The organism is Pseudoalteromonas sp. AWM4_233, assembly GCF_056158285.1.
Map to the genome: position 1 here is coordinate 215191 of NZ_JBSWSZ010000113.1, position 25440 is coordinate 240630.

The following is a 25440-nucleotide window of genomic DNA, read 5'->3' on the forward strand; positions in this document are numbered from 1 at the left end:
TAAACTTGCTCATTTCACGTTGCGCAAAAGTAACCTTGCTGCGCAACGTGTATTTTGCACTTAGAACCCAAACGGCATGTTGAACGCGAAGAACGCGATTAATAAACCAGTCCAGAATACTAAGAAGGTCAGTGAGTAAGGGATCATCATGGTGATCACATCACCAAAACTCAGGTTTTTATTGTACTTACGCATAAACGCTAGAATAACGCCGGCATACGTCATCATCGGAGTGATGATATTTGTTGATGAGTCTGCAACTCGATACGCAGCAGCGACAAGCTCTGGCGTCATGGCTGGGTTTACTGCATACAGCATAGGTACGAATATTGGGCCCAATAGCATCCACTTTGACGTAAGACCACCAACGAATAAGTTAATCAGTGCTGTGGTTAATACAAAACCGATAATCAACATAATTGGGGAATCTTGTAGGCCCATCGCAGATAAACCGCTTGCACCTAAATAAGTGATGTATGTGCCTAAGCCTGAGTAACCTAAAATACCTAAGAAGTTATAACAGAAGAAGGTAAGGACTAAGATGTAGCCCATGGTATTCATTTGCGCGACCATGGCTTTTACTACGTCCATCAGGCTTTTAAATTTACCTGTTGCGACACCAAAAGCAGCACCCACAGAGGTAAAAATAAAGGTGATCAACAAGATCACATTATTTAAATAAGGCGTCACAGTTTTACCCGCTTCATTTTCGTATGGAGCTAGCGGTCCTAGCGCCAACAAAACTACTACACCTATTGAGGCAAGCAAGCCCCAGAATGCGGCGCGAAGACCTTTTTTCTCGTCTTCAGTCACAGAGAAATCAGACAAGTCCATGCCCTCAGGTAAGTCATAAGGCATGTCTTTAAACTTAGGTTCGATGAACTTCTTGGTTACCCAAGCACCTAATCCCACCAGCATAAAGGTCGAGACAAAAATAAAGTAGTAATGCATGGTTGCTGGCGTAAGTGCACTGCCATCTGCTGCTTGGAAAGGAATTCCTTGAGATTCAGCAAAAATTTGTGCATTCAAACCAATGATCACATCCACTGGCGTGGCTGGGATTAAGTTAGCGCTGAACCCTGCTGATACACCGGCAAATGCAGCCGCCATACCTATCATCGGGTTTTTACCAAGACCCGCATACAAAAGACCGGCTAAAGGAATAAGAATAAGGTAGCCCGCATCGGTTGCGATTGAGCTCATGATCCCTAAAAAGATAAGCGCTGGCGCTAAGAACTTCTCGTTTAAACGTGTACCAATTTTTTTGATAAGGGCATTGAATAAGCCAGAGCTTTCAGCCACACCAACACCTAGCATCACGATTAAGATAACCCCTAATACGCCGCCACCAAAACCGAGCCAATTATTCAGCAGGGCATTATCAAATACCCAACGGACATGTTCGGCTTCTGTCATGTTTTTGATGGTATGGGTTATGGCGCTGCCATCGGCACTTTGCGTTTCGAACGTTAAGCCGCCTATTAATGCGGTTAAGGCAAATACGAATACCAAGAACCACATAAAAATAATGATGGGATCGGGTATTTTTTTACCTGCCTTTTCTATAAATGCGATGACACCACCGCTGCTCGGCTGAGCTACTTCACTTGTCGACACCTTTTTACTTCCTATTTTGTTATTTTAATTATGCTCTTTGTTCAGCATTAACCCACTTAGAGCAGTAATAGCGCAAATAGTTTAATGATTTTGTCACAAATCAGAAACAAACAAGATAAAACCACATAAAAGCGAGATAATGTAACAATTAAAAGTTCATTCTCTCGCAAGTTGACTTGCAACTTTGCAAAGAAAAGCGGCTACTTCCTGCGAAGTAGTCGCTTTCATTATCGATTTACATCAATTTTAATTTATGGTTTTACCGCTGGGGTTGAGTACTTAGGCGGTTTAATATCAAGTGGCGACTTGCCTTCAAGCTCTTTCATTAGCTCTGATACTGCGCGCTCTAGCTGAGGGTCTTTCCCTTGCGAAAGCGAACGCGCATCTTGATAAACCTTGATATCTGGGGCGATCCCCTTGTTTTCACCTACCCACTCATTGTTGATAGGGTCAAACACGGCATTATCTGGTGCTGTCAGTGCGCCACCATCAACAAGTGGATAATGCACCGATGATTTCACTACGCCCCCCCAGGTTGTAGCACCAATCAGCTTGCCCACTTTTTGCTGTCTAAACGCCCATGGGAAGTAGTCACCACCCGAACCAGCTAGCTCGTTGATAAGCAGAACTTTTGGCCCCTTTATCCCCGCAGGCAATAGCATAGGTTTGCCGTTTGGTACTTCATTGGTGATCGCCGCGCGCAGCTTGCGATTCATTAAATCAACCATGTAGTCATCTAATAAACCACCGCCATTAAAGCGCTCATCGATCACCGCGCCCATTTTGTCTTGCTGTGCAAAGAAGTAACGGTTAAATGAAGTGAAACCAGGTGTTGAAGTATTTGGCACCCATACATATGCAAGTTTGCCGTCTGACAACTTATCAACTAAGCGACGGTTGTCTTCTACCCAAGCACGCTGACGAAGACCATACTCACTTGAAATCGGCTCAACAATCACTTGATGCGCCCCTTCATAGTCTGGCTTGTCGTTTACTTTCAAAGTCGTTTGTTTACCCGCTGTGCCGTCTAACAACGCATATGGGTTATCGTTTGCTGTAAGCGGCTGGCCATTAATCGAAACGATATATTGCTGCTCTGACACTTTTAGATTTGGCTGATCAAGTGGACCTTTTAGTTTAGGATTCCAGCTTTCTGAGGTATAAATTCGGTCGATTTTCCAATAACCATTATCTTGAACTAAATCTGCACCCAATAGGCCCGCTCGACGTTTTTCAACATCTGGCATATCACCACCGAATACAAAGCTGTGACCAACAGACAGCTCACCGTTAACCATATCAAGTAAGTAAGTTAAGTCCGAGCGGTGTTTAACATGCTCAACCAAAGGCTCATAACGCGAAAACACTTCATCCCAATCACGACCATGCATATCAGGGTCGTAGAAGTAATCACGTTGATAACGCCACGCTTCAACAAACATTTGACGCCATTCTGCTTGACGGTCTAAACGCGTTTCTAAATCAACTTTAAGAGGCTTACCTAACTTTACAGACGGTTTAGTTGCATCGACCACATGCCAATTGCGACCTTTTTTCACTATGAGCTTTTTGGTGTCAGCAGAAATGTTCACATCGCTGATACCGCTTACATATGGTTTGGCCTTGCGCTTTTTAACACTGTATTTATGTAGTGAGAACGACCAACCTTTGTCGGCACGTTTAGCAAAGAACACACTGCCTTTTGGACCATGTATCACACCGCTGTATCGACCTTCTGGCATAGGCAATGGCATGATACGGCGTTCAATGTTGTCAAAATCTATGCTAACAACGACGCCATCTTTCTTTTTGTCTTTGCCTTCTTTTTTCTTAGCCGCATCTTTTGCTTTATCTGAAGACTCAGCTTTTTCTGCTTTATCAGCTTTCTTATCTGCATCTGCTTTACCTTCGTCAGGCTTAGCTTCTTTTTTCACCTTTTCTTCATCGCTGCGCAGCGCAAAAGGTGAATCTAAGTCTTTGGCAAGATTAATAATGTAAGGCGCATACTCATGATCTGCCGACATTGAGCTAGTATTTGCCCAACCACTGTCTAGGCCATAATCAGTACTGGCTAAGAAAAATAAATGTTTACCACTTTGATCCCATGCAGGCGAAACTGAATTAGCCATGCGGTTTGTAATGGCACGACTTTGCTCTTCTTCTAAAGACCAAACTTTGATTTGTTTAAAACCATTATCAGCTTGCTTAGCATACGCTAGCCATTTTGAGTCGGGTGCCCAAGTTAAACCTGTGCGACCACGTTCTAAATTGTTACCGCCGACATCAATGGTTTTAATCGTTTCTGACTCTAAATCAACTAAACGGTAACGCACATCGTCATCAACAAAGGCAATGTACTTACCATCTGGTGACCATTGTGGTTCCCAGGCCATTTTCGACTCACCAATAGAAATGGTTTTACGATCACCCATACCATCTTGGTTTTGTAGCACTAATTTATAACCTTGCTCACCCTCATCAGAGAACCAAGCTATTTTATCGCCTTTTGGTGACCAGATTGGCGCTCTATCGGCTGAGCTATGATCTTTGGTTAAATTGCGCGTTGAGCCATGCTCGACAGGCACTGTGAATATTTCACCACGTGATTCGAATAACGCGCGTTTGCCTGAAGGCGATAAAGAGGCATTTTTAGCGTTTCTTGCGACGTTTTGCCACTTAGTTTCTGCCCATGGGAAGTCGGCTTGTATGTTAATGTCGAGCTTTTTAGCACGCTTGCGCTTTACATTATAAGTATACAAATAGCCGTCTTTTTCAAAGGCTAATTGCTTACCATTGCTGGCAAGTTGCTTAATGTCACCACCTTTAAATTTGGTGATTTGTTTGGTCTTCTTGCTTTTTGGGTCATATTCCCAAATATTCGATACCCAATCTCTATCAGACAAATAGTACACTTTGCCTTTAAGCCATACCGGCTCAATATCTGTTGACGTATCGAAGTGAGGTAATTGGGTTTCTTCTTGTGTTTCTAAATCAAGTAACACAAGTGGGGGATTCTGGCCGCCTTTGTAGTTACGCCACTCGGTATCCCAGCGACTCATACGGTCAATAATGAGTTTGTCACCGTCTTTAGAAAATACGCCATTAAAGCCCCATTGATGCGTGACAAGTTCTGGTGCTCCGCCATCGACAGACACGGTCCATAAACGTTCATATCGCTTTGGTGCGGTACCACGAGAAGAAGCAAATAACACCTTTTTGCCATCTGGCGTCCAGCCTCTTACATACGCATTGTTTGCATGCCAAGTGAGACGTTTTGGCTCTCCACCCGCAACAGGCACAATATAGACAGATTGCTGACCATTTCGATTAGAGCTAAATGCAATGGTCTCACCATCAGGTGATAAATGTGGTTCAGTCTCAACTGCTTGCGTACTGGTAATACGCTTAACGTTTTCACCGTCAAGGTCCGACACCCACACATCTCCACCATAAACAAATCCGATATGAGAATCGCTGAGCGTCGGCTGTCTTAACAGTCTGGTTTCATCTGCCGCATTGGCTGAAAAAGCACTGATCACGCCCAGTGCAACGGCTGAAATAATATTCTTCATTGTTATATTTCTCTATTTTCCTTATTGCTTGTTACCTAACAGAGTAAAAATTATAATTTTTAGACAGTTAGCTACATATTGATGCTAACACAAAAACCCATACCAGGAACAAGCTGTGTCAAATGCCAAATAATTAAACAAGCACAAAATTAGAATTGAAAGGAAGCAATTGTAATAAATTGCTTCCTTAAGTCCTTAACCCACTTAAAACTGTAGAATTTTAAGCATAAAAATTGGTTAGACTTTTTGCGCTGAAAATTGCTCCCAAGGGCCTGTAATAGCGAGGGTTTTAGTCGGTGAGTAAAGATTTACAAATAGCGTTTTTCCATCATGGGAGAAGCACGCACCTGCAGGCTCTGTTTGAATGTGAAGTTTTGCAAACGGATACACTGCACCTTTTGGTGTCACCCCTCTTAAAAAATTTCGGGTTACATCGGTGTATTGGTCTTCACACACTAATAAATGGCCTTGTGGAGTCACAGTTAAGTTGTCACCAAAGTTATACTGACTACCATCAGTACTCTCAACAAATAGCTGTAATAAGCCTGGATGCTGAGATTCTTGCGCTGTGCCTTCAAAGGCTGATGGCTGGTATCGCATTACTTGGCCAAACTGTTTTTGCCCCCCATTGGTACAGCAGAAATACAATTCATTAGTACCAAAATGAATGCCTTCACCACGTGCAAACAGCGCTGCGCCCGCTTCATAGCCTTGCGCGCGTAAATCATCGTTGGGACTTTCAGGGTTTGATAGGGTGATCCATTCAACCTCTAGCCAGTCACCCAATGCCATGCTGTTTTCAGCCCAGTTTCGAGTATCAAACTGTGGCTTTTGTTTAACGACAAGGGCTTGTAATGCTCCCCCTTCACTTAACTGGCCTTTTACTTTTGGAATAAAGCGATAAAGTAGACTATCGCCTCTATCTTCTGTCAGGTAAATAATGCCGGTTCTTGGGTCGACAGCTGCTGCTTCATGGTTGAAACGACCCATAGCGACTAATGGTTTAGGCTCTACCAACCCATTCGCCTCTGCGGGTACTTCAAAAATATAACCATGGTCTTTTGAGATGTTGCCATCGGGGCGATCTACTGACTCTTCACACGTTAGCCAAGTGCCCCAAGGCGTTGTACCTCCTGCACAATTTCTGATAGTGCCGATCAGGCTCATGTACTGTTTTTCTAATTTTTGCGTTTTTAAGTTGTAGACGAGTGTTGAGGTGCCGCCCGGTAAAGCTGTACCTGACTTTAAGTTGTCATAGCTTTTATTCGATTGGAAAGATTGCCATGGCGCTGCAGATTTATTTATGTGCTTTTGAGCCAATTCGTGATTACGAATCAAAGCAACACGGTCTTCATCTAATTTGATACACCCCATACCATCTGCATTGTCAGGTACTGGCATGCCATCATCCATTTTATCGCCGAGTTGTGAGATTACTCGATAGCTAAACCCTGGCGGCAAGTCTAGGATATTATTTTTGTCGGAAACTAAATCGCCATAACCTGATGACAGCGGCATGTCAGCCAAAGCCACACTATTGCCTTCTTTGCTGCGACAGCCCATCATATTGACGGTTAACCCCGAAAAAGCCAATGCCGCAGCACTGAATGTAAATTGTCTACGTGAGACCATTACTTCCCCCCCCAAATTTAAATTCGTACAATTACTCTAACCACAATTGTGATAATGTAACAAAAGCATTCATTTATCAATATTGTTTTATTTCTTAAATTCAGTTTAGAGATGTTATATGCAAAGCATATGAAAAAGGTCGAATTTTATTTTGATATCGTCAGGTTAGATTTTATAGATGAGGTATGAACATTGAGATAGAATTGCGCGGTCTGTGCTGCTTTCATTGTGATCCACAATGAAACAACGTTTTTTATTCGTGCTTAATACATTGAGGCCATCATGTTTACTGATACGCTTTTAACGATCCTCGTTATCTACTCTTTTGCTTTTTTCATTACTGGTATTTTGATGATTATTTTAGAACCTAAAGGTGATGAATATCGCTACCAACAGAAGGTAACTGAATACACTATGTTGGCGATTGGATCGGTAGCTACTTTGTCATTTTCATTTTTTGGCCTGACAAGCCTTTAAATAAGTAAAAGTCTAGATGGGTTAGGGCGTACTGAAATTAATTAACCTAAGCTTTAGTTGCTCAAAGTTATCAATGATATACACGCCCTAATTTGTTATGCGCATTCAAGTTTCATCTCGACCAATGAAGGGGTAAAACCTAGCTTTTGATAAGCATTAATTGCAGCTTGATTTTCGGCATACACATCTAAGTAAAATATATTTACACCATGTGCTCGTCCCCAGCCCATTAACGCATCCATGACCAGTCTATTTAAGCCTCGTCCACGAAAGTCAGGTGCAACATACATAAAGCCAAGGTAGCCATGTTGTTCATGAGACAGAGATTGCTTACTTGATCTGACCTGAATATAGCCAGTCGCGATGATCTGATCTTTTTCTTCAAGTACGAGTACTTGGCTGCTTGTTTCACTTATCAACGCGGGTAAATCATAATATGTCGCGTTGTTCGCTTTAATATGACTGTTGTAAGGTCTTTCAGCCTCAACGACGGCTTGCTCTAGGTGTAGTAAATCGTTTATATCATCCTGAGTTGCGATTCTTAAATGCATCTGCTTACTTCTTATTTTTAATTCTTAATTAAATTGAGCCAAAAATTTATCAAATTGGCTGTAATCGCCAATGTTCTCATCAACCCACTGATCATCATGATAAGTATTTAAATACCTTTCGCCGCTGTCGCATAAAAGCGTCACGATTGCGCCTGACTGCCCTTGCTGCTGCATCTCCAAGACCTTATTCAAGACGCCAAACATATTGGTCCCTGATGAAGGCCCCACACGCTTACCTAGTTTTTTACTAAGCCAATGCATGGTGGCAATACTGGCGGCATCTGGTACTTTTTGCATCTCATCTACCACCCCTGCAATAAAAGAAGGTTCAACTCGCGGTCTGCCAATACCTTCAATTCGACTGCCTCGACCGAGCGTGATGCTGTTGTCACGGGTTTGAAAATAGTCGAAAAATACTGAGTGCTCGGGGTCTACAACCAATAAATTTGTATCGTATTTTTGAAAACGTAAATAACGTCCAAGCGTCGCTGAAGTGCCTCCGGTCCCCGGACTCATCACAATCCAGCTGGGTATAGGATGAGGCTCATCTTGCATTTGCTTAAAGATACTTTCTGCAATGTTATTATTACCGCGCCAATCAGTCGCACGCTCAGCATAAGTAAATTGGTCCATATAATGACCGTTTAACTCATCGGCTAAACGCTGCGACTCGCTGTAAATTTGATCTGTTTGTTCAACCAAATGACAGCGGCCACCATAAAATTCAATCTGTTTGATTTTTTCATGTGCCGTAGACTTTGGTACAACGGCAATAAAATCAAGACCGAGTAACTTTGCAAAATAGGCTTCCGAAACAGCAGTGCTACCAGATGAAGACTCTATGATGGGGGTATTTTCAGTAATATGGCCGTTACATAAAGCATATAAAAATAATGAACGAGCAAGGCGGTGTTTCAAAGAGCCGGTTGGATGTGTACTTTCATCTTTTAGATACAAAAGCACGTCAGGGTGAGACTTTAGATCTAAACGAATTAAATGTGTATCTGCAGAGCGCGTGTAATCTGCTTCAATGGTTTTAATTGCCCAATTAACCCAAGGTCTGTGCATACGATTTCACCTTTAGCTCATCATCTTTTATTGCTTACGTTCACTCTTTAGGAACGCACTATCACACAAGAGTGGTGCTTTAGCCAAGCACCACTCTTAGAAAAAGCTTAACAAAATATTACTGTTCTTCGAGTAGCCCCCGAGTTGGTGACTTTAACTGCCTGAGAGACATGACAATACCTGTGATTGCTATCATTGTTGCCATCATTAGGGCCTGCGTTAACACAGCAAAAAAGTTTGCTTGATAAGGCATGGCCAACTCATATTTGTAAAAACTAGCAATTGATAAGTAAACGCACAAGGTGGCAACCAGTGCTGGCAACAAAGTAATGATTGCCCATTCATAAAATATCAGTAATTTTTGCTTTGTTTTATCAATGCCAAATACAGTCAATAAACCATTACGCGCTTTATCTTGCTTTTGATGCACCGAAATTGCAGCCGCTAAAAGTAAGTTTGTAAGAAGTGCAATAAACACACTGTAAATTACCACTATCATGATTAAAAAGTTCATGTAGAAACGTATATCAGCCAACATAGTATCCACCGACATCATGCGCATACTTGGATGTGCTTGCCAAACTTGGCCAAGATTTGACAGCGCTTCATCACTCAGTTGTGCATCTCCCATATAAAATGTCTCAACGTCTTCAACCGCATCATTGCTATGTCTCACAAACCAAAACGTCGTATTACTACCGCCCGAAACAAAGTCGTGTTTAGCGGCAACAAGCAACTCCACAGACTGATCCCCCATGCGCATTTGCAATACATCACCCAATTTAAATTGCATGTCTTCAAACACTTCACTTTCGATAGAAACCGGCCACTGATTTGCTTTAAGAACTTGGTCACTTTGCCAGCTGCCTAATACAACTTCATTGTTGCTTGGCACTTGCGCTTGCCAGTGCAGACGAATTGGTCGCTCTAAACGCGCTGATGACTCACTGGGTTGCAGCCCGGTTTCGTTAAGCTTTACTTGATTGATATGCGTTAGCTGCGCGTATTGAAAGGGGGCGATATGGTTAATTTGCCCTTGGTATTGAGTTAAAAACTGCGCTAAGGCCTGTTGCTCAGTTTTAGTTACTTGGCTTATCACCACATTGCCTTGGTCTTTATAAGTAAGTTGCTCAAGTATATTGGTGACGTCTTGCGTGATCCGCAGTGATAGCAATAACAGAGTCAAGCTCAAGCCTAAGGCAATGATCTGCGCGCCTTTTACGTAAATCCGTTGCTGCATAAGATAAAGTGCAAAACCAAATAGCTGAGCGCGCTTAGATAGCCCCCATTTGCCCAAGCCAAGTACACACCAAGTCAACAAAACTAAACCGAATAGGCAAACCGCCAGTGTGCCGACGACCATGATGGTTAAAGTCCAATTGTCTGAGTACCATACAATAAGTGCAATAATAGCGACGACAGGCATCATAATCTTGAGCCATTGCTTACGCTCTGGCGCTTGATAGCTCATAAGTAAACGCTTAACCGGTGAAGTGAGTACCGAATACCAAGCTGGTAGAGTGAGTGCAATATAAAGACTAAGTGCGATGGCTATTACCTCTAACAGCGCAGTCCACTGCCAATCAAGCGCAATCACAATATGGTAATTTTCTAGCCATTGCACCGCAACATAAGTGGTCGCTGTTGCCAATAAAACACTTGGAACTAGGGTAATTGCAGTCGTAAATAACCCCCCAAAAATAACCAACCATTTACTGGCCTGTTTTGCTAAACCATTCGCTATACAAATAGCGCTGAAGGTTTGTAATGGTTTAATGACGTTTTGATTGCTCAGTGCCAAAATGATACTCGCCAAAATGACCAATAACACAGACACTAACCCCATAAACTTTTCGACTCGCTGCCAGCTTTTAGCTAAAGGATGATTTCCCAAGGTTTGACTGATGAGCGTCGCGCCATCAATGTCATCACTTGCTGAAACTAGGCTTTGTAATTGTGTTTCATCATGTGCCATTAAGTATCGATATGATTTGGCTTCAAGTGTATTGCCTTCTATTAACTTTTTAAGTGAGTCTATGTGCACCATGGCACGCATATCACTGTTATGCCCCTCACTTAATCTGTCAGGCTCTGAGATTAAATAATGAGTGAATTTAAAGGTCTGCCCCGCAACGTTAATTTCATCATTGATCTTAAGTGACAAAGCTGCGGCTAAGCGTGGCTCTAACCAAATTTCTCCTTGGCTTGGCCCTTTTACATACTCTGTTGTAGTGAGTCCTTGTGCCTCAGTTACCCCAAGCGTGCCAAGTACAGGGTAATTATCGTCAACGGCTTTTAACCTCACTAATTGGGCTAAGTGCTTATCAGCGATTTGATGAGTCAGCGTAACATTAAAGGTTTGGGTTTCACTAAACTCATGGCTATCTTGAATAAACGCTGAACGCTGAACTTCATTTAGAGGTTGAAAGGTTTGTATAACCGAGTCTGCACCCAGCAGTTGCTGCAAGTTTTGTTTTAAATACCCTTGTACACCATTGCCAAGCAATGTTGTGAAACTCAAATAAAAGAATAAGATGAACAGCGTGAGTAGTTGAACTAAATTGACGCGTGAGCGAGTTTGCTGCCAATGAAATTGCCAAGAGAGCGCCCATAACGACTTAATAGAATAGCCATTGCCTGACTCTGGCGCGCGTTTATCTATAAGATTTGAAAGTGCATTTACGAGCATAGCTGCAACCTCCCATGTTCTAGTTTATAAACTGTGTCGAGCTTTTCAGCTAAGGCTTGGTTATGGGTAATTAATACTAAAGTCGCTTTGGTCTCGCGACAGCATTGCAACATCAATTGGCTGATATGCTCAGCGGTTTGCTCATCAAGATTACCCGTTGGCTCATCGGCAAAAATAAGTGCAGGTTCAGAGACAAAAGCCCGCGCGATGGCTACGCGTTGTTGCTCCCCTCCACTGAGCTTGCTGACAGAGAAGTCTGCACGCTCAGCAAGACCGACTTTAGACAACCAATTGCGCGCTTTTTCACATGCCTGTTTATCGCCTTTTAATTTCAAAGGCAGTGCCACATTATTCAATGCATCTAACTCTGGAATTAGATGGAATTGTTGGAACACAAAACCACTATGCTGATTAATATCGCCAGATTTAAGCGCTACTTGCTGTTTTATAAAAGACAGTTCACCACTTTGCAGCGGCTCAAGACCTGCCAAAATGCTCAACAAAGTCGTTTTACCACTGCCTGACGCGCCCACTATGGCAACTTGTTCAGTTGCTTTAATTTGCAATGATGCGTCTTCAAGTAATGCTAAGTTTAAGTCCTTATTAACAGGAATATGGTGTGTCAGGTTGGTTAAGTTGATTGCGATGCCCATGGTGAACTCCGTTTATTTTTATGTCTGGGCTTAGTATTGATGATTGGCTGTGAAAGGAATGTGAAGAGACATTTTCACATCTTTGCTTACAATTTTGATTAACAAGAATGCACCGATGACTTTTCATATTCGATGTTTTAAATTAAGTTACCCAAACAGAAACAAGGACTTGGGTAATTAAAGTATGTTAAGAAAAATAAAATCAAATAAGAAATCTTGGTTGTTAGGCTCCGCTTTACTCGCTGCAGTAGGGTTTTCAGGTTTTAAAGCCTATCAATATAACAAATACTATATGTCTGACTTTGAAGACCGCGTGATAGAGTCTCAGGTGCTCAATGAATCTCGAAAAATATTTATCCGCTTGCCCGAAAATTATTCTGCTGATAAACAATACCCTCTCATTATTCGCTCTGACGGCAACTTTAATCTAGCCCGTTGGGACGCTGTACTGGACGAGTTTGCCGAGCAAAAAACTTACCCCGAAGCCATTTTGGTGTCTATTCCGAATCAGTTTTGGACCAATACCCGCAACCGAGATTTAGTGCCCCCTTATGCGCGTCGCGATGTCAATATCGACCCACGCCCTGCAAGCGATAACGACCCTGAGATATTTGGCAAAGCAGACTTGTTCTTGTCATTTATCGAGACCGAAGTACTGCCTTATATGCATAAACATTATTCTCTCAGTGGCGAGCGCATTTTAAGCGGCTTTTCTGCTGGTGGCAGTTTTGTAATTTACACCATGGTCACCAAACCCGACTTATTTAACGGTTACTTTGCTTTTAGCCCCGCAGCTTGGTATGACGGTTCAGTGGTTGTTGAACAATTTAGAAAAGACATTCAACAATTAGCTGGAAAACCTAAATTCTTTTATTTAAGCCTAGGGGCAGAAGAGAACAGTATAATAACAGGGTCATTTAATGGCTTAGTGAACACGCTTGAGCAAGAAGGGCCTGCCAACCTCACTTGGCTGTACAGCTTCAGCCAAGGTGCAGGACATGGCGAGAACCCGGTGATATCGGTTCCAAAAGCGCTTACAGCCTACCAAGCTTTTAGGGCTATACATTTATAAATCGTTTATTGAGTATATAGGAGCGAGTATGTCCGCCGTCATTTTTAAAGCCATCGCCAATCAACAAGATTCTGACTATTCGAAAATGGTCAAAGTAATGCGAGAACTCGCTTTTGAAAAGTACAACTGCCAAGATTTTTTGGCAGTGCAAGAGGGCGAGCAAGAAGTTGCAGTCTCTTATTGGCTTAACGAAGATGACATAAAACGCTGGCACCAAGATAGCCAACATGCCGTTGCTCAGCAGTTAGGTCGTGATAAATGGTATAAATCTTATGTCGTCGAAGTTGTCGAGGTTAAAAGACGTTATAGCTTTGACTAAACTATAAACCTATTATCGAATGGGAATACCGCTCAGCAAACACGCTTTGTGGTATTTCCACCCTTGATGTAAATACACGCCTTTATCGACTAAGTAATCTGCTTGCGCTTCAGTCTCAACCCCTTCTGCCACCACATCAATTTTAAAGGTTTTAGCAAGCTCAATCAGGGCATCTAACATAGTCGCAAGTTGTGATTCGGTGCCGATGGCCGCCACATAGCTTTGATCGATTTTGATAATATCTAGCGGTAACGACTTTAAATACTGTAAGCCCGCGTAGCCTGTGCCAAAGTCATCAATCGCTAATAAAATACCTTCAGCTTTAAAATCTTGAATCGTTTGAATCACTTGTTGATTATCAAGCTCTAACAGCTCATTTTCGGTCAGCTCAAGTACTAATAAAGGAATAAGCTGATTTAATTCTAAAATTAGAGCTTTAAAGTGCGCGTCTTTTAAATGCTCGCCAGTGATATTGATATTCACCTTTTTAATTTTATGTTGTTGAGTGAGCACTTCGGCGTCAAGTATCAGTGTTTTTATGATTTCATAGGTCATTTCTTTAAGTAAGTTATTGGCTTCAATATCTGCCAAAAACAAGTTGGGGGTTAACATGCCCTCAACCGGATCATTTAAGCGTACTAAGGTTTCTGCACCGATAAAACCACGGGCTCTGGTATCCCAAATGAGCTGATAGAAATTAGTAACTTGCCCTTGTGAAATGGCATCTTTGAGCTGACTTTTACGGCTTTGATAGTATTTTTGATAGTTTTTAACTAGTAAAAACAGCAGTAAAAATGTCACCCCATAAATGACTAAGCTGATAGTAGATGGCTGATAGACTTTTTTATAAAGCGCATCTTCATTGATGGCTAACATCAACGACAAGGATGATAAGTTTGCAAGAGGAGATGCCACCAACACATGGGACTGGCCATCATCAAATAGGCTACTTTCGAACGTAATTGGCTTATTTATAGGAAACAACGGATTGTCTATCGGCAAGCTGTAATCGCCTACTTTAAAAATAGGCACACCCGATTTTGAGTCGGCAATCACAATGTAGTTATAAGGTCTATCTAAGTCATCCAAGTGGCGATTTAATATAGATTGCGGTAACAGTGCGTTTATCTCATAGCCATCGTTACGGGTTTTCGCGATAACCAGTGCAGCCTCACCAATAAAGCTAGTGTGAATTGGCCCAAAGAAACGTAACTCTGCCGAACGAGCCGGCTTTGGCCCCGCGGTTTTAAGAGGGGTATCGAGCTTGCTCCAACTAGTACAAATTAATTCACCGTTTGGGTTCACTATGCCCATTTCGGCAATATTTGGAATTTTAAAGTGCGCACGGCGAAGCTCATACAAGGTTTGCTCAGTGCAAGCCGCGTCTAAGTCGTCATGCTCTGTAAAGAAGTGGTTAAGTTGTTCAAGCTGTTGGTTTAAATCTCGTAATAACCAATTAAAGTCAGACTGTACCTGAGTGAGCAAAGCTTGCTTTTTATTGGCTATTTCTCTTGGGTAAAGTATTGCGATGACGATCAGCATCCCTGCCAGCGCAATACTGAATGCTTTGAATTTATATCTGAATTTCGGCACTTTACCCTAACCTGACTTTGCCGCCACCTCAGCAAGCTTATTGATAACTTGCTATAACTTTGGAGGCACTGACATTACTACAGATTTATTTCAAATATATTACATTTAGGTACAGATATTTCTTGTTAGAGGATCAAAGTCATAAAACACGAGTGTGGATCAACCTCATAATCACCAAATGGGCCACATGGTTCAAAGCCATTTTGAGCATACAATTTGCGAGCAGGGGCAAAGAAATCCATGGTGCCGGTTTCTAGACTCAAACGTTTTACACCGTTGAGTTTGGCATACTGAATAACATGCTCGAGCAATTGACGACCCACTCCTGTGCCTCTAGCTTTATTACTAGTGCGCATTGATTTTATTTCACAGTGATAAGGTGATAAATATTTAATCGCGACACATCCTACGGCTTCATCACCGCGCCACGCACTCCAAAATTTAATGGTCTCACTTTGTAGTGCATTAATATTTAGAGTATGCACGCACTCTTCTGGTGAGGTTGCATACATATCAATAATATGCTCTTTCAAAAGCTTGATCACTTGTCGCTCTTCAAGCCCACCTATGCGTATTTGAGCTGGTAAAAAATGAAGGGAAGCTGTGTTTTGGTAACATAATGCCGCTGTCATAATAAAGTCACTTTTAAATTTATCCGACAACTTACAAGCAACTCCTAGACCATATTTTTCGCTCTGATTTTATTGAAAAAAATTCACTGCTATTTTTGTATTGCACCAACTTAGTATTTTTAACTGGCTATAACAGTGCAATGGCTTTCAAAAGCTTCATATATGCACTTTTCAGCCTGTCGGATTCTTTTGCTTTTTATATCACCTCACCTTTATCGTGACGTTATCAATAATAAAGGGACACTCTCATGAATAAGTTAGCTCTCGGCATAGGCGCCATACTCTCTATTGTTTTACTTGGCTGCCAAGTTACAGACTCAACCAAACTGGATGAAACGCAATGGCGTTATGCAACTGATCCTCACGGTAGCCAAGCTATTTTGAATGGCTCACTCGTCACCACTGAGCGTGTAGAAATTGCTTTTAAACGAGTTCCTCGAGTAGACAAGCTGAACAACTCTTGGGTTGAGCTCATTTACGACCTCCCAAGCAAGCAGTTGCCTGAGCAGGCTAGTATTACTCTGACCTATCAAAGTGATAAAGATATGGTCATCAAGTTATCGCAAAAAGACTATGGGGGAGAAGGCGATAAAACATATGCTCATTACCAAACTGTTTTACCTGCAGCCAGTACTTGGACGACTCAGACGGTCACCCTAAATGACTTTCAACGACCGAGTTGGACACCCGCTTCTTCAATTGATAAAGGCATTATTACAAATCATGTCTCTGCGCTGTATTTTGTCCCAGACTTAACCGATGCTAAAGGTGGTGAGGCTTACATCAAAATACAAAGCGTGAGTGTTAAATAATATCTCAGGCTGTCTACTTCCACATTCTATTCAAAGTTTAGTGATAATTTATTAAAAAACGCGAATTAGGGTAAGAATGTGGAAGACCAAAAAAACTATTTAAGCCGAGGTACCTGGCTACTCGTTTTCTCAATCATCTTTGGTTATGCAGCTGATTATTGGTTCAATGTCACCTTAAGTCAGCACTTAGAAGCACATCAATATGGTGACTATAAAGTCGCATACAGTATCACTATGCTTGCATCAGTATTAGTTTTACTTGGTGGTGACAGACTTGCCCCTCGAATTTTATCTAAGCATATCGCTAATAAAGATAACTCAGCGGTATCTGCGTATTTAGCTTGCTATATAAAACGTGCGTTTATCATTTCAATTTTTATTATCTCACTGATTTGGTTTTTAAGTTATTTCCACGTTATTCATTTCGATGCTGATGGTCACCATGCCCTATCTTTAATGATTGTTGCAGTCCCTATTATTGCGCTGGGTGCTCTACTAAGCCGAGTACTGCAAAGCGCCAAACTACTGGCTTTTTCTAATTTACCATGGCGTGTTGCTCTCCCTCTTTTAAAAACATGCGCAGTCCTAGCGTTAGCGTACTTTTATATTGATATCAGTGTTGAACTTGTCATTTTTGCGGGGATCATGATCGTGATTGTCATTGTGGTATGGCAAATATGGTTATTATTTCAAAAGAATATCATTACTCTCATGCCTTTTGAGCCCGCCACTCCTGACAAAGCATTGCTAAAACAATCAATACCCATGATGTTAGCTATGTTGGTAACGCTAATGTTAAATCAAACTGATTTATTAATGCTTGAATGGTTGGCAAATGAGCACGATGTTGGGCATTTTTCTGCAGCCAATACCCTTGCGCATATCATTCCTGTGACGCAGGTTACAATTGCGAGTTTATTTCTGCCACTCATTGGCAGGCAACTTGATAATAATACAGATTTAGCTAGCAAACTTTTTGGTAAAGCACGGTTTATTACTCTAGTTATGACCACTGTAGTCGGTTCATTACTTTGGTTTATCTCTGATGACTTATTGAAACTGTTCGGTACAGACTATTCTGATGCGAAAAATGCCCTACTGATTTTAATTCCAAGTTATGCGATAACGGCTGTTGCGGCGCTCACTGCAACTTGGCTGCAATATACTGGGCAAGGTAAGCAAGTTGTGGAATTTGGTATGATTGCAGTTGCAATAAATGTGATTGCCAATATGTTGTTTATTCCTAAATTTGGTTTAACTGGTGCTGCGCTTGCCACGGCTCTCTCATTATCGACATGGAGTTTGGCTATTCTTTTGCATCACCGCTTAGATAATAATAATTTACTCAGTTCCGTTGAGAACTAAGTCAAAAAGAGCACGGAATTAACTCGTGCTCTCACTCTAATATTTCTGGTGCTTCGCTACTCTTTCTTGTCGGACTCTATCACATCATCAAGTACCGACCAGCGGGTTTCTTTTGACTGGGTTCCCTGCCCTAAAATCCAATAATTGTAGGCATTATCAATGCTGCCATTGGTTTGTTGAATAGCCAGCCAAGCATCGACATAACTCAATAAGTCTAGATTGCGTTTTGCAACGGCAAAACCAATCGGGTACTTTTGCATTCCGCCTGCAGGCACAACGACACCATATTCAGGGTAGAACATACTCCATGCAAACCCTGCTTCAGCACTAATGACTAAACCATCAAATTGCTCTGATAATTTAAAGTAATCTTGCAAAGTCGTCAGCTGTTTAAACTGAATTGAGCTGGTGCGCTGGCTTACCTGCTTTAACAAAGGGCCATATTCCATATGCGCAAAGTTTAAATCACCTGAGCTTCTAATTTGCTCAATGCTTTTAAAACGCGCGAGTTCATAGTCTTTCGCTAAAATTGCCAATTGCAGTTCTAACACCTTGTGGCTGAAACGCACTTTTGTTAAGTCGGCTACATTTATCTCGAGGCCCGACATCGCAATATCGAAATATCCTTTATTAAGGTATTCGCTCAATTGATACTTTTTGAATGGAATAAATTCGACTTCAACATCTAAGTCACTGGCTAATTTATGGGCCAGGCTAATGTCAAAGCCTACAAGTTCATTTTTCTGATTGAAATAGCTAAACGGTACATTATCGACTACATAGCCAATACGCAGTAAGTTACGTCTCTTAATAACGTCAATATTTGTTAAAGACAATTCACCGCTTTGATAAGCTTTTGGCACATGGTTTAACACATGTGCTGGCACTTTGTCTGACACCACCATGTTCGCTATGACTTCATTCGCTGCTTTGCTGCTCGCAGCCAGTTGAGTGTTAAGGGTAAAACTGGCCAGCATAAAAGCAGGCAATAACGCCGATGGCAAAATAACATAATAAGCCGCTCTTAACCTTTTAAAATGCAGCTGTTTTCGACAATAAAAAATACTCAATAGTACAAAGGCAAAGATATACACCACTGTGGTTGGCGAGACAACTTTGGCACTAAGTACCGACATTGAAAGATAGAGTTGGTAGCTGTCAGCGGGGATCCGCAAGCTGTCTAATAAAAACGGGATCGCAATATGTACGTTTGCAAAATAGCTCAACATAGCCGAGAGCGTCACATTGGGAATATCGCTAAAACTAACGGGATTGCCCGTTAACCAAGCCGCGAACATAACAAATATCAGGGTCGTTAATTTACCTAAACTCGGGAAAGTATATGCAATTGGTACCAAAACCTCGGCAATATGATCTGACTGTTCATCATTACGACCAATTTTACGCATGTGGGCTTTAATCCCTTCGGTGATCACTGGCAGCACAATAAATACATTGCCTGTACTAAAAGCCGTTATCCAGGCATTTCGCATCACATAAATTAAGTCTCTGTATTTTATTGGCGTTGCAGCCGCCACTGACATTGGCAATAACACCAGCATTAAATATAAGCCTAAGCACAGTACCAACACCCAATACACTTGCAAGTTATGTAATTGCTCTACGCTCAATGTACCTGCTGTACTGGCAGTCATTGCAAAAATACCGATAGGGAAAATAGCGATGATTTTTTTAGAGATCACGGTCAGCCCTTGACCTACAACTTCAAGAAAGTCTAAGACTTGGCTTTTTCGTTTGTTAGCAATCAGTGACATACCTAAAGCAATACAGAAAATCACAATAGCCGGTACATTACCTTCAGCTAAGGAGGCAAAAGGGTTATCTGGAATATACTGTGCAACAAAGTCAATCGATGTCGCCGGAGAGATCAGAGCAGGAGAGAAAAACGTACCCGCATCATGCTTTGGTAAAGTGAGGGTAAAGCACCATATAGCGGCTAGACCAACGATCCACAAAGTTACCATCACAGTCGCTGCTTTTACTAAAATGCTTTTTACTTGTTCAGGATTAAATTTGCCAAGACCTACTATCAGGCTCACAACAATGTAAGGAAATATGGTTATTTGCATCAACTTCACGAAGCCGGTACCAATGGGTTGCAAAAATGCCACCCGCTCACCAAATATCAAACCAGTTGCAACCCCAAGCAATAATGCCCATAACATCCAGTTTCGATTGCCTAAAAATGCCAATATGGATTTCACGCTATCACTCACACCTTATTTTTATCTATTAATCATAGTCGTTGTTGAAAAAGTGCGGGGATTATAAAACCTTAACCTGACCTGTATCTGAATATCCCGATAAAAAGCCTACATAAACTCTGTCCTTACCCAACAACTCTGTGTGCACTCAGTTATTTGATGCTTTCGGTCACTCATCACAAGCCAAGTTGAACCCTCAAAAAGCTAATACTTTTGTATATACACCAACATAATATTAAAAAATTTCATCTGCAATATTTTTTATTTTAATAATCGCAACAACCTTACTAATTAACGAAATAACAGAATCGATTCATTTAAAATCATACACTTAAAAACAAACCCAATTTAGACTTAGGAAACCTTGTAGCCGTCTATATTTCTAAACTGAAGGAATTTTAAAAACTTAATATTAAAACATTATTAACATTAAATTTACCTACTGAGTTTTCTAAGCTAGTTTTACCGCCGGTACTTAGTACCAATAAAAATACAAAGTTGAAGGAAACTATAAAATGAAATTAAAAATGTTACTGCCAATTCTTGGCGTTGCTTCTGCCTCTGCACTGGCTCAAGCACCATTAACCGAAGCGCAAATGATGAAATACACTTCAAAAGCGCAAAAAACCACAATTGGTAAAGCCTCTAAACTGAATTTGCCGCTTAGCAGTCAGTTTGCAACGGCGAGCATGAACGGTCAGTCTGTGATCACACAAACTGTTTCGCATCCCAATGCAAGCTATATCAAACTCCACTTCAAAAATATCAAACTGCAAAATGGTGGTAAGTTGGTGGTTCGCTCAGAAGATGGCAGCGAGCGCTATGAATACACAGAATTTAATATGAATGCAGCGACGACTGCGCAAGGTGATGATGGCGTGTCTTCTTTCTACGCTATGTCTGTTTCTGCGGACAAAGTCGTTGTTGAATATACGCCTGGAAACAATGTGGGTAATGCGCTTTTGGCACAGAGTGAAATGAATACAGTAAATGCTGAGATAGACAGCTACTATCATGGCACTGAAAATGAACTCGTTCAGCCAGCTGAGACTGACACGGGCATATACTCAACCTGTGGTGCCATGGAGCGAAAAGATGTGCAGTGCTGGGCAAATTCTAACCCAACTGAGTTTGAGCGCTCACGCCCTGTTGCTCGACTGCTTATGAACGGTGCAGGCTTATGTACAGGTTGGCGTGTAGGTAGTGACAACCGCATGTTTACCAACAACCACTGTGTAGATTCAAGTGCAGAGCTTGCCAACACAGAAGTTTGGTTCAATTATCAGCATACCTCATGTAATGGTTCAACATTAGATACCGTTGTAAAAGTAACAGGTAAAGATCTCCTTAAAACTGACTACACGCTTGACTACACGCTATTTACTATCAATGATTTCGCGAAAGCGGCACCATTTGGTTATTTTGGTCTTGATGTGCGTAATGCCACTCAAGGCGAGCGAATTTACATCCCTCAACATGGTTCAGGTAACCCTAAAGAGTTATCAATTGAATCAGATCGTGATGCGACAGGCTTATGTTCAGTCAATGACGCAAACGCAACAGGTCGTGGAACGGGCACTGATTTAGGTTACTACTGTGACACCATTGGTGGTTCGTCAGGTTCTCCTGTTTTAGCAGCTCAAACAAATAAAGTCATTGCTCTTCACCATTTAGGTGGTTGTACTAACAAAGGCGCTAAAATCAGCCTGATCTGGCCACAAGTATCGAGTCACTTCAACGGACAGATCCCGAATGGCGATAATGGTACTGGCCCTGTTGATCCGGTCGATCCACCAAGCAATGAACTTCAAGATGGTGTTGCAGTATCAATCTCTGGCGCGACTAATTCAGAGCAATTCTTTACTTTTGATGTACCAGCAAACAAAGCAGAAGTATCGTTCAACATGACTGGGGGCTCTGGTGATGCTGATTTATACATCCAACAAGGTACTAAACCTTCGAAGTCGTCTTATAGCTGTCGTCCATACAAAAATGGTAACGAAGAAACGTGTACTGTAAATAACCCAACTGCGGGTACTTGGCATGTCATGGTTCATGGTTATCAAGCTTTCTCTGGTGTATCGTTGAAAGCTCAGACTGCTGATGGCACAAGTTGTGGTGAAAGCTGTTTGCAAAATGGTGTGCCTAAAACCAACCTATCTGGCGCTTCTAACTCTCAAGTAGTTTACACCATTGATGTTCCTGCGGGCGTAACGCTTAATGTAAATACCTCAGGTGGCACAGGTGATGCAGATCTGTATGTTAGAAAAGGTCAAGCACCGACAACTTCGACCTATGACTGTCGCCCTTACCGTAACGGAAATACCGAAAGCTGTAGCTTAAATTCGGGTACCGGTGGCACTTACTACATTATGTTACGTGGTTACAACGCTTACAGTGGTTTAACGCTGACTGCCAGCCACTAATTTCTAAAGAAGTTCATTTTCTTACTAAAAAGCCTCAGTCATGACTGAGGCTTTTTTATTTATGTCTGGAGCATAACTAGCTTTGTATTGTTCTTCATAGCCACTATCAGTACATACTTCAGTCCCCAAAATCTCCAGCATGACCAGGGAACACCACTGGGCTTTCAAACCCGTCTTTACTGACACTGGCAACGCCAAAGAAGTAGTTATCAATCACTACGTTTTTCAGTATATAGCTATTAACTTTGCCAACGAACTTGCTGTATTGCCATTGCGGTGCATCAGTTAGTCGCCAATAAATTTTATAGCCTGCTAGCTGTGGGTTTTCTTTGTTATCTGCCAGTTGCCACGACAGTGTGGTATCGGGTGAAACAGCGCCTTTTATGCTGACTTTTGCTGGTGGCGTCGGTGCCCAAGCCATGCCAGCAAGTGAGACGGCGTTGAGCGCGGTTAATTTAGCCGCATAATCGAAGTTGACGCCATCAATGGTGTCACCATAGACAATACCGCTTTCGGTGCGTAAATCTTGATGCTGTCGGTTATAGTTCTCATTAGTTTCCATAATACGAACACCTGGGAAACCTAAATCATTAAATGGACGATGATGTCCACCGCGGCGAAACCTATCTAAACGATACACCACCATGGTATCTAGGTTTGGAATGTAGCGGTCAGCCATCCAGTCTATATAACGAGCCAGATTACGGCTTGGCGAGTCAACCTCGCCACCTCGAAAACGGCGATTGCGAATATCGTCTTCGCTTTCTGTTTGTCGAGTGCCTTCGGCAAATATGCGTGCTGTAGTGTTATTGATCACCCCATTCACGCCTTCGATATTGCCGATCATGTCGTTATTCAATACCGCCTTTAATCGCCAGCCATCAGCCCTTGCTTGCTTTGCCATGATCTTGCCACCGAACAAGCCCTGCTCTTCACCTGCAAGCGCCGCATAGACAATACTGCTATTAAACTTGTATTTACTTAGTACGCGGGCAGCTTCTAAGGTGCCAGCCAAGCCAGAAGCATTATCATTTGCACCCGGTGCATCATCGGTGAAATTCATCACGTCTGTGATGCGAGAATCTATGTCACCCGACATCATCACATAGCGATTAGGGTCTGTTTGCCCTCGCTGTACAGCGATAACACTCACCACTTCAGTTGGGTTTGGTATGCGCTTTTCACTACTGATAACATCTGATTGATAATACACCTCTAAGCAGCCACCACAGGCTTTTGAAATAGCTTCAAACTCAGCCTTTATCCAGCGCCTAGCTGCGCCAATACCTCGAGTATCCGACTTTGTTTCTGACAACGTATGGCGCGTGCCAAAGCTGACAAGTTTTTTGATGTCTTTTTCAATATTCTCCGCCGATATGGCTTGATTGATGTCATGAAGTTTTTGTTGATCGATGTATTCTATTTGCGTGTTTGCATTCACTGTTGTCGCAACCAGACTGAATAACGATGACAGTGCAATGGGTATGAAGCTCTTCATGTATTGTCGCCTTTTTTATTGTTCTAACGTTTAAGTTATGCCTTTACGGCAAGTCTCACAAGTAGAGTCATCTTGCTATACGGTGAGTTCATCCCGTACGTTTTCATAGTGGAAACATTTTTATCAATGCGCCGTCTGTATCATTAAAAATTAATAATAAAGGATGTTTTTATCTGTATTCTAGCGACAATAGTTGCAAGTTATAAAAATCAGGTGCAAATTTAGGAACTTGATAATGATTCTTAATAAACTTTTTAATAGGGCGTCTCTTTTAAATGGCAAAACAAGTCTTTAAACCAAGCTCATATTTTTTAGCTGCGTTTTGTTTTTTGGCTTTATTGGTATTCAATATGATTGAAGATAACATTTATAGTGTAATGTTATTTTTCTGCTTATTTTTCCTTTCTTTGCTCTTTGGTATTAACCAACGTTTTAACCTACTTAAATTTAAAGAGCAGAAAACGAAAAAGCCTACTACGTTTAACACCTTTCAATAGGTGAATAACGTAATCCTAATTGTTGCTTCTTAAAGCAGTCCTTTATATTCTTTTCAATCGTTTACTTGATGTTGCTAATATCTTGTTTAAAGCAATTTTCTCACAGCTAAGGTTTAAGCATGCAGTTTTTGAAAATATTCAGCTTACTTTTCATTTTCTTTTTAACAGGATGCAGTGATGCGCCTAAGCTAACCCGTTTACAGCAACATGATGTTATTCTGGCCTTTGGTGACAGCTTAACGCAAGGTGTTGGGGTGTCTAAGCAATATAGTTATCCAAGCGTGCTTGAGACACTCTCTGGTGTGAAAGTAATCAACGCTGGTGTGTCAGGAGAAACAACCAGTGAGGGGCTAAATCGATTTACCGATGTCATTGAGCAACATGCGCCTGCTATTGTCATTTTATTAGAAGGCGGGAATGATATTTTACAAAATAAAAACCTTGACGAAACCCAAGCAAACCTTAATGACATGATAGACATAGCGAAAAGCTACGGTGTTGAGGTTGTGCTCATTGGTGTACCTCAAAAAAGTCTTTTTTCGAGTTCTGCGCCGCTTTATCAAGCTCTAGCAGACAAGCATCAAATTGTATTTGAGCCCTCATTAATCGCTAAGCTAATGAAAAAGCCATCCATGAAATCTGATTACATTCACTTCAATAGGGCCGGTTATGAAGCGATGGCAGAATCAATTCATCTACTTCTAAAAGAAAATGGTGCGTTTTAATCAGAGATTATTCTAGA

General features: G+C 41.6%; 18 protein-coding genes. 7 read left to right on the top strand and 11 right to left on the bottom strand.

The annotated features are described in order from the left end of the window. Positions 1 to 60: 60 nt before the first annotated feature. The 3 genes from ACXAC4_RS22560 to ACXAC4_RS22570 form a co-directional block, all read right to left on the bottom strand. Entirely contained in the window at positions 61 to 1617 is a 1557-nt protein-coding gene (locus ACXAC4_RS22560) for an AbgT family transporter (protein WP_475165721.1), read from the bottom strand. 251 nt (positions 1618 to 1868) lie between these two features. Beyond that, positions 1869 to 5189 (bottom strand): S41 family peptidase, encoded by a 3321-nt coding sequence (locus ACXAC4_RS22565; RefSeq protein WP_475165725.1) that lies wholly within the window; start codon positions 5187 to 5189, stop codon positions 1869 to 1871. Between the two features lie 237 nt (positions 5190 to 5426). After that, positions 5427 to 6821: an alkaline phosphatase PhoX gene (locus ACXAC4_RS22570; RefSeq protein ID WP_475165727.1), complete on the bottom strand. Its 1395-nt coding sequence runs from the start codon at positions 6819 to 6821 to the stop codon at positions 5427 to 5429. Positions 6822 to 7103: 282 nt separating this feature from the next. Between ACXAC4_RS22570 and ACXAC4_RS22575 the strand changes: the two genes are divergently transcribed. After that, positions 7104 to 7298: a hypothetical protein gene (locus ACXAC4_RS22575; RefSeq protein WP_475165730.1), complete on the top strand. Its 195-nt coding sequence runs from the start codon at positions 7104 to 7106 to the stop codon at positions 7296 to 7298. Positions 7299 to 7393: 95 nt separating this feature from the next. Here the strand turns inward: ACXAC4_RS22575 and ACXAC4_RS22580 are convergent, their stop codons facing one another. From ACXAC4_RS22580 to ACXAC4_RS22595, 4 genes are all read right to left on the bottom strand, one after another. Then, positions 7394 to 7849, bottom strand: a complete 456-nt coding sequence (locus ACXAC4_RS22580) for a GNAT family N-acetyltransferase (RefSeq protein ID WP_349286863.1) — start codon at positions 7847 to 7849, stop codon at positions 7394 to 7396. A 24-nt stretch (positions 7850 to 7873) separates the two neighbouring features. Next, positions 7874 to 8917: a PLP-dependent cysteine synthase family protein gene (locus tag ACXAC4_RS22585; protein WP_475165733.1), complete on the bottom strand. Its 1044-nt coding sequence runs from the start codon at positions 8915 to 8917 to the stop codon at positions 7874 to 7876. A 118-nt stretch (positions 8918 to 9035) separates the two neighbouring features. Then, positions 9036 to 11606 carry an ABC transporter permease gene (locus tag ACXAC4_RS22590; protein WP_475165736.1) on the bottom strand — a complete coding sequence of 857 codons (2571 nt, stop codon included), beginning with the start codon at positions 11604 to 11606 and terminating at the stop codon, positions 9036 to 9038. Beyond that, on the bottom strand, positions 11597 to 12259 hold the full coding sequence (locus tag ACXAC4_RS22595) for an ABC transporter ATP-binding protein (protein ID WP_475165741.1): 663 nt from the start codon (positions 12257 to 12259) through the stop codon (positions 11597 to 11599). The genes ACXAC4_RS22590 and ACXAC4_RS22595 overlap by 10 nt, the downstream gene beginning before the upstream one ends. A 184-nt stretch (positions 12260 to 12443) precedes the next feature. Between ACXAC4_RS22595 and ACXAC4_RS22600 the strand changes: the two genes are divergently transcribed. Together ACXAC4_RS22600 and ACXAC4_RS22605 are read left to right on the top strand one after the other, a co-directional pair. Further along, positions 12444 to 13331 carry an alpha/beta hydrolase gene (locus ACXAC4_RS22600; protein ID WP_475165745.1) on the top strand — a complete coding sequence of 296 codons (888 nt, stop codon included), beginning with the start codon at positions 12444 to 12446 and terminating at the stop codon, positions 13329 to 13331. 28 nt (positions 13332 to 13359) lie between these two features. Beyond that, positions 13360 to 13650 (top strand): antibiotic biosynthesis monooxygenase family protein, encoded by a 291-nt coding sequence (locus tag ACXAC4_RS22605; RefSeq protein WP_475165748.1) that lies wholly within the window; start codon positions 13360 to 13362, stop codon positions 13648 to 13650. A 12-nt stretch (positions 13651 to 13662) separates the two neighbouring features. On the opposite strand, the gene ACXAC4_RS22610 is transcribed toward ACXAC4_RS22605, so the two are convergent. Together ACXAC4_RS22610 and ACXAC4_RS22615 are read right to left on the bottom strand one after the other, a co-directional pair. Beyond that, positions 13663 to 15243 carry an EAL domain-containing protein gene (locus ACXAC4_RS22610; protein ID WP_475165751.1) on the bottom strand — a complete coding sequence of 527 codons (1581 nt, stop codon included), beginning with the start codon at positions 15241 to 15243 and terminating at the stop codon, positions 13663 to 13665. A 125-nt stretch (positions 15244 to 15368) separates the two neighbouring features. Then, positions 15369 to 15875, bottom strand: coding sequence for a GNAT family N-acetyltransferase (locus tag ACXAC4_RS22615; RefSeq protein ID WP_475165755.1), 507 nt, complete (start codon positions 15873 to 15875; stop codon positions 15369 to 15371). A gap of 248 nt (positions 15876 to 16123) precedes the next feature. Between ACXAC4_RS22615 and ACXAC4_RS22620 the strand changes: the two genes are divergently transcribed. Both ACXAC4_RS22620 and ACXAC4_RS22625 read left to right on the top strand, forming a co-directional pair. Further along, positions 16124 to 16687 carry a hypothetical protein gene (locus tag ACXAC4_RS22620; RefSeq protein WP_475165759.1) on the top strand — a complete coding sequence of 188 codons (564 nt, stop codon included), beginning with the start codon at positions 16124 to 16126 and terminating at the stop codon, positions 16685 to 16687. A 78-nt stretch (positions 16688 to 16765) separates the two neighbouring features. Continuing rightward, entirely contained in the window at positions 16766 to 18052 is a 1287-nt protein-coding gene (locus ACXAC4_RS22625; RefSeq protein WP_475165761.1) for an oligosaccharide flippase family protein, read from the top strand. A 56-nt stretch (positions 18053 to 18108) separates the two neighbouring features. On the opposite strand, the gene ACXAC4_RS22630 is transcribed toward ACXAC4_RS22625, so the two are convergent. Further along, on the bottom strand, positions 18109 to 20238 hold the full coding sequence (locus ACXAC4_RS22630; protein ID WP_475167714.1) for a cation:dicarboxylate symporter family transporter: 2130 nt from the start codon (positions 20236 to 20238) through the stop codon (positions 18109 to 18111). A 554-nt stretch (positions 20239 to 20792) separates the two neighbouring features. On the opposite strand from ACXAC4_RS22630, the gene ACXAC4_RS22635 reads away from it, so the two are divergent. Then, entirely contained in the window at positions 20793 to 22703 is a 1911-nt protein-coding gene (locus ACXAC4_RS22635) for a pre-peptidase C-terminal domain-containing protein (protein ID WP_475165764.1), read from the top strand. A gap of 118 nt (positions 22704 to 22821) precedes the next feature. On the opposite strand, the gene ACXAC4_RS22640 is transcribed toward ACXAC4_RS22635, so the two are convergent. Next, entirely contained in the window at positions 22822 to 24201 is a 1380-nt protein-coding gene (locus ACXAC4_RS22640) for a M28 family metallopeptidase (protein WP_475165768.1), read from the bottom strand. A 616-nt stretch (positions 24202 to 24817) separates the two neighbouring features. On the opposite strand from ACXAC4_RS22640, the gene ACXAC4_RS22645 reads away from it, so the two are divergent. Further along, the gene (locus ACXAC4_RS22645; protein WP_475165770.1) at positions 24818 to 25423 is read left to right on the top strand and encodes an arylesterase; all 606 of its coding nucleotides are present in this window, start codon (positions 24818 to 24820) and stop codon (positions 25421 to 25423) included. Positions 25424 to 25440: the final 17 nt, after the last annotated feature.

What these genes read in the sequence shown, in the direction of transcription:
- ACXAC4_RS22605 (WP_475165748.1), top strand. Translation starts at nt 13,360, where the DNA reads ATGTCCGCCGTCATTTTTAAAGCCATCGCCAATCAACAAGATTCTGAC.
- ACXAC4_RS22620 (WP_475165759.1), top strand. Translation starts at nt 16,124, where the DNA reads ATGAATAAGTTAGCTCTCGGCATAGGCGCCATACTCTCTATTGTTTTA.
- ACXAC4_RS22580 (WP_349286863.1), bottom strand. Translation starts at nt 7,849, where the DNA reads ATGCATTTAAGAATCGCAACTCAGGATGATATAAACGATTTACTACAC.
- ACXAC4_RS22585 (WP_475165733.1), bottom strand. Translation starts at nt 8,917, where the DNA reads ATGCACAGACCTTGGGTTAATTGGGCAATTAAAACCATTGAAGCAGAT.
- ACXAC4_RS22640 (WP_475165768.1), bottom strand. Translation starts at nt 24,201, where the DNA reads ATGAAGAGCTTCATACCCATTGCACTGTCATCGTTATTCAGTCTGGTT.
- ACXAC4_RS22635 (WP_475165764.1), top strand. Translation starts at nt 20,793, where the DNA reads ATGAAATTAAAAATGTTACTGCCAATTCTTGGCGTTGCTTCTGCCTCT.
- ACXAC4_RS22570 (WP_475165727.1), bottom strand. Translation starts at nt 6,821, where the DNA reads ATGGTCTCACGTAGACAATTTACATTCAGTGCTGCGGCATTGGCTTTT.
- ACXAC4_RS22595 (WP_475165741.1), bottom strand. Translation starts at nt 12,259, where the DNA reads ATGGGCATCGCAATCAACTTAACCAACCTGACACACCATATTCCTGTT.
- ACXAC4_RS22575 (WP_475165730.1), top strand. Translation starts at nt 7,104, where the DNA reads ATGTTTACTGATACGCTTTTAACGATCCTCGTTATCTACTCTTTTGCT.
- ACXAC4_RS22645 (WP_475165770.1), top strand. Translation starts at nt 24,818, where the DNA reads ATGCAGTTTTTGAAAATATTCAGCTTACTTTTCATTTTCTTTTTAACA.
- ACXAC4_RS22590 (WP_475165736.1), bottom strand. Translation starts at nt 11,606, where the DNA reads ATGCTCGTAAATGCACTTTCAAATCTTATAGATAAACGCGCGCCAGAG.
- ACXAC4_RS22615 (WP_475165755.1), bottom strand. Translation starts at nt 15,875, where the DNA reads ATGACAGCGGCATTATGTTACCAAAACACAGCTTCCCTTCATTTTTTA.
- ACXAC4_RS22630 (WP_475167714.1), bottom strand. Translation starts at nt 20,238, where the DNA reads ATGTTATGGGCATTATTGCTTGGGGTTGCAACTGGTTTGATATTTGGT.
- ACXAC4_RS22600 (WP_475165745.1), top strand. Translation starts at nt 12,444, where the DNA reads ATGTTAAGAAAAATAAAATCAAATAAGAAATCTTGGTTGTTAGGCTCC.
- ACXAC4_RS22565 (WP_475165725.1), bottom strand. Translation starts at nt 5,189, where the DNA reads ATGAAGAATATTATTTCAGCCGTTGCACTGGGCGTGATCAGTGCTTTT.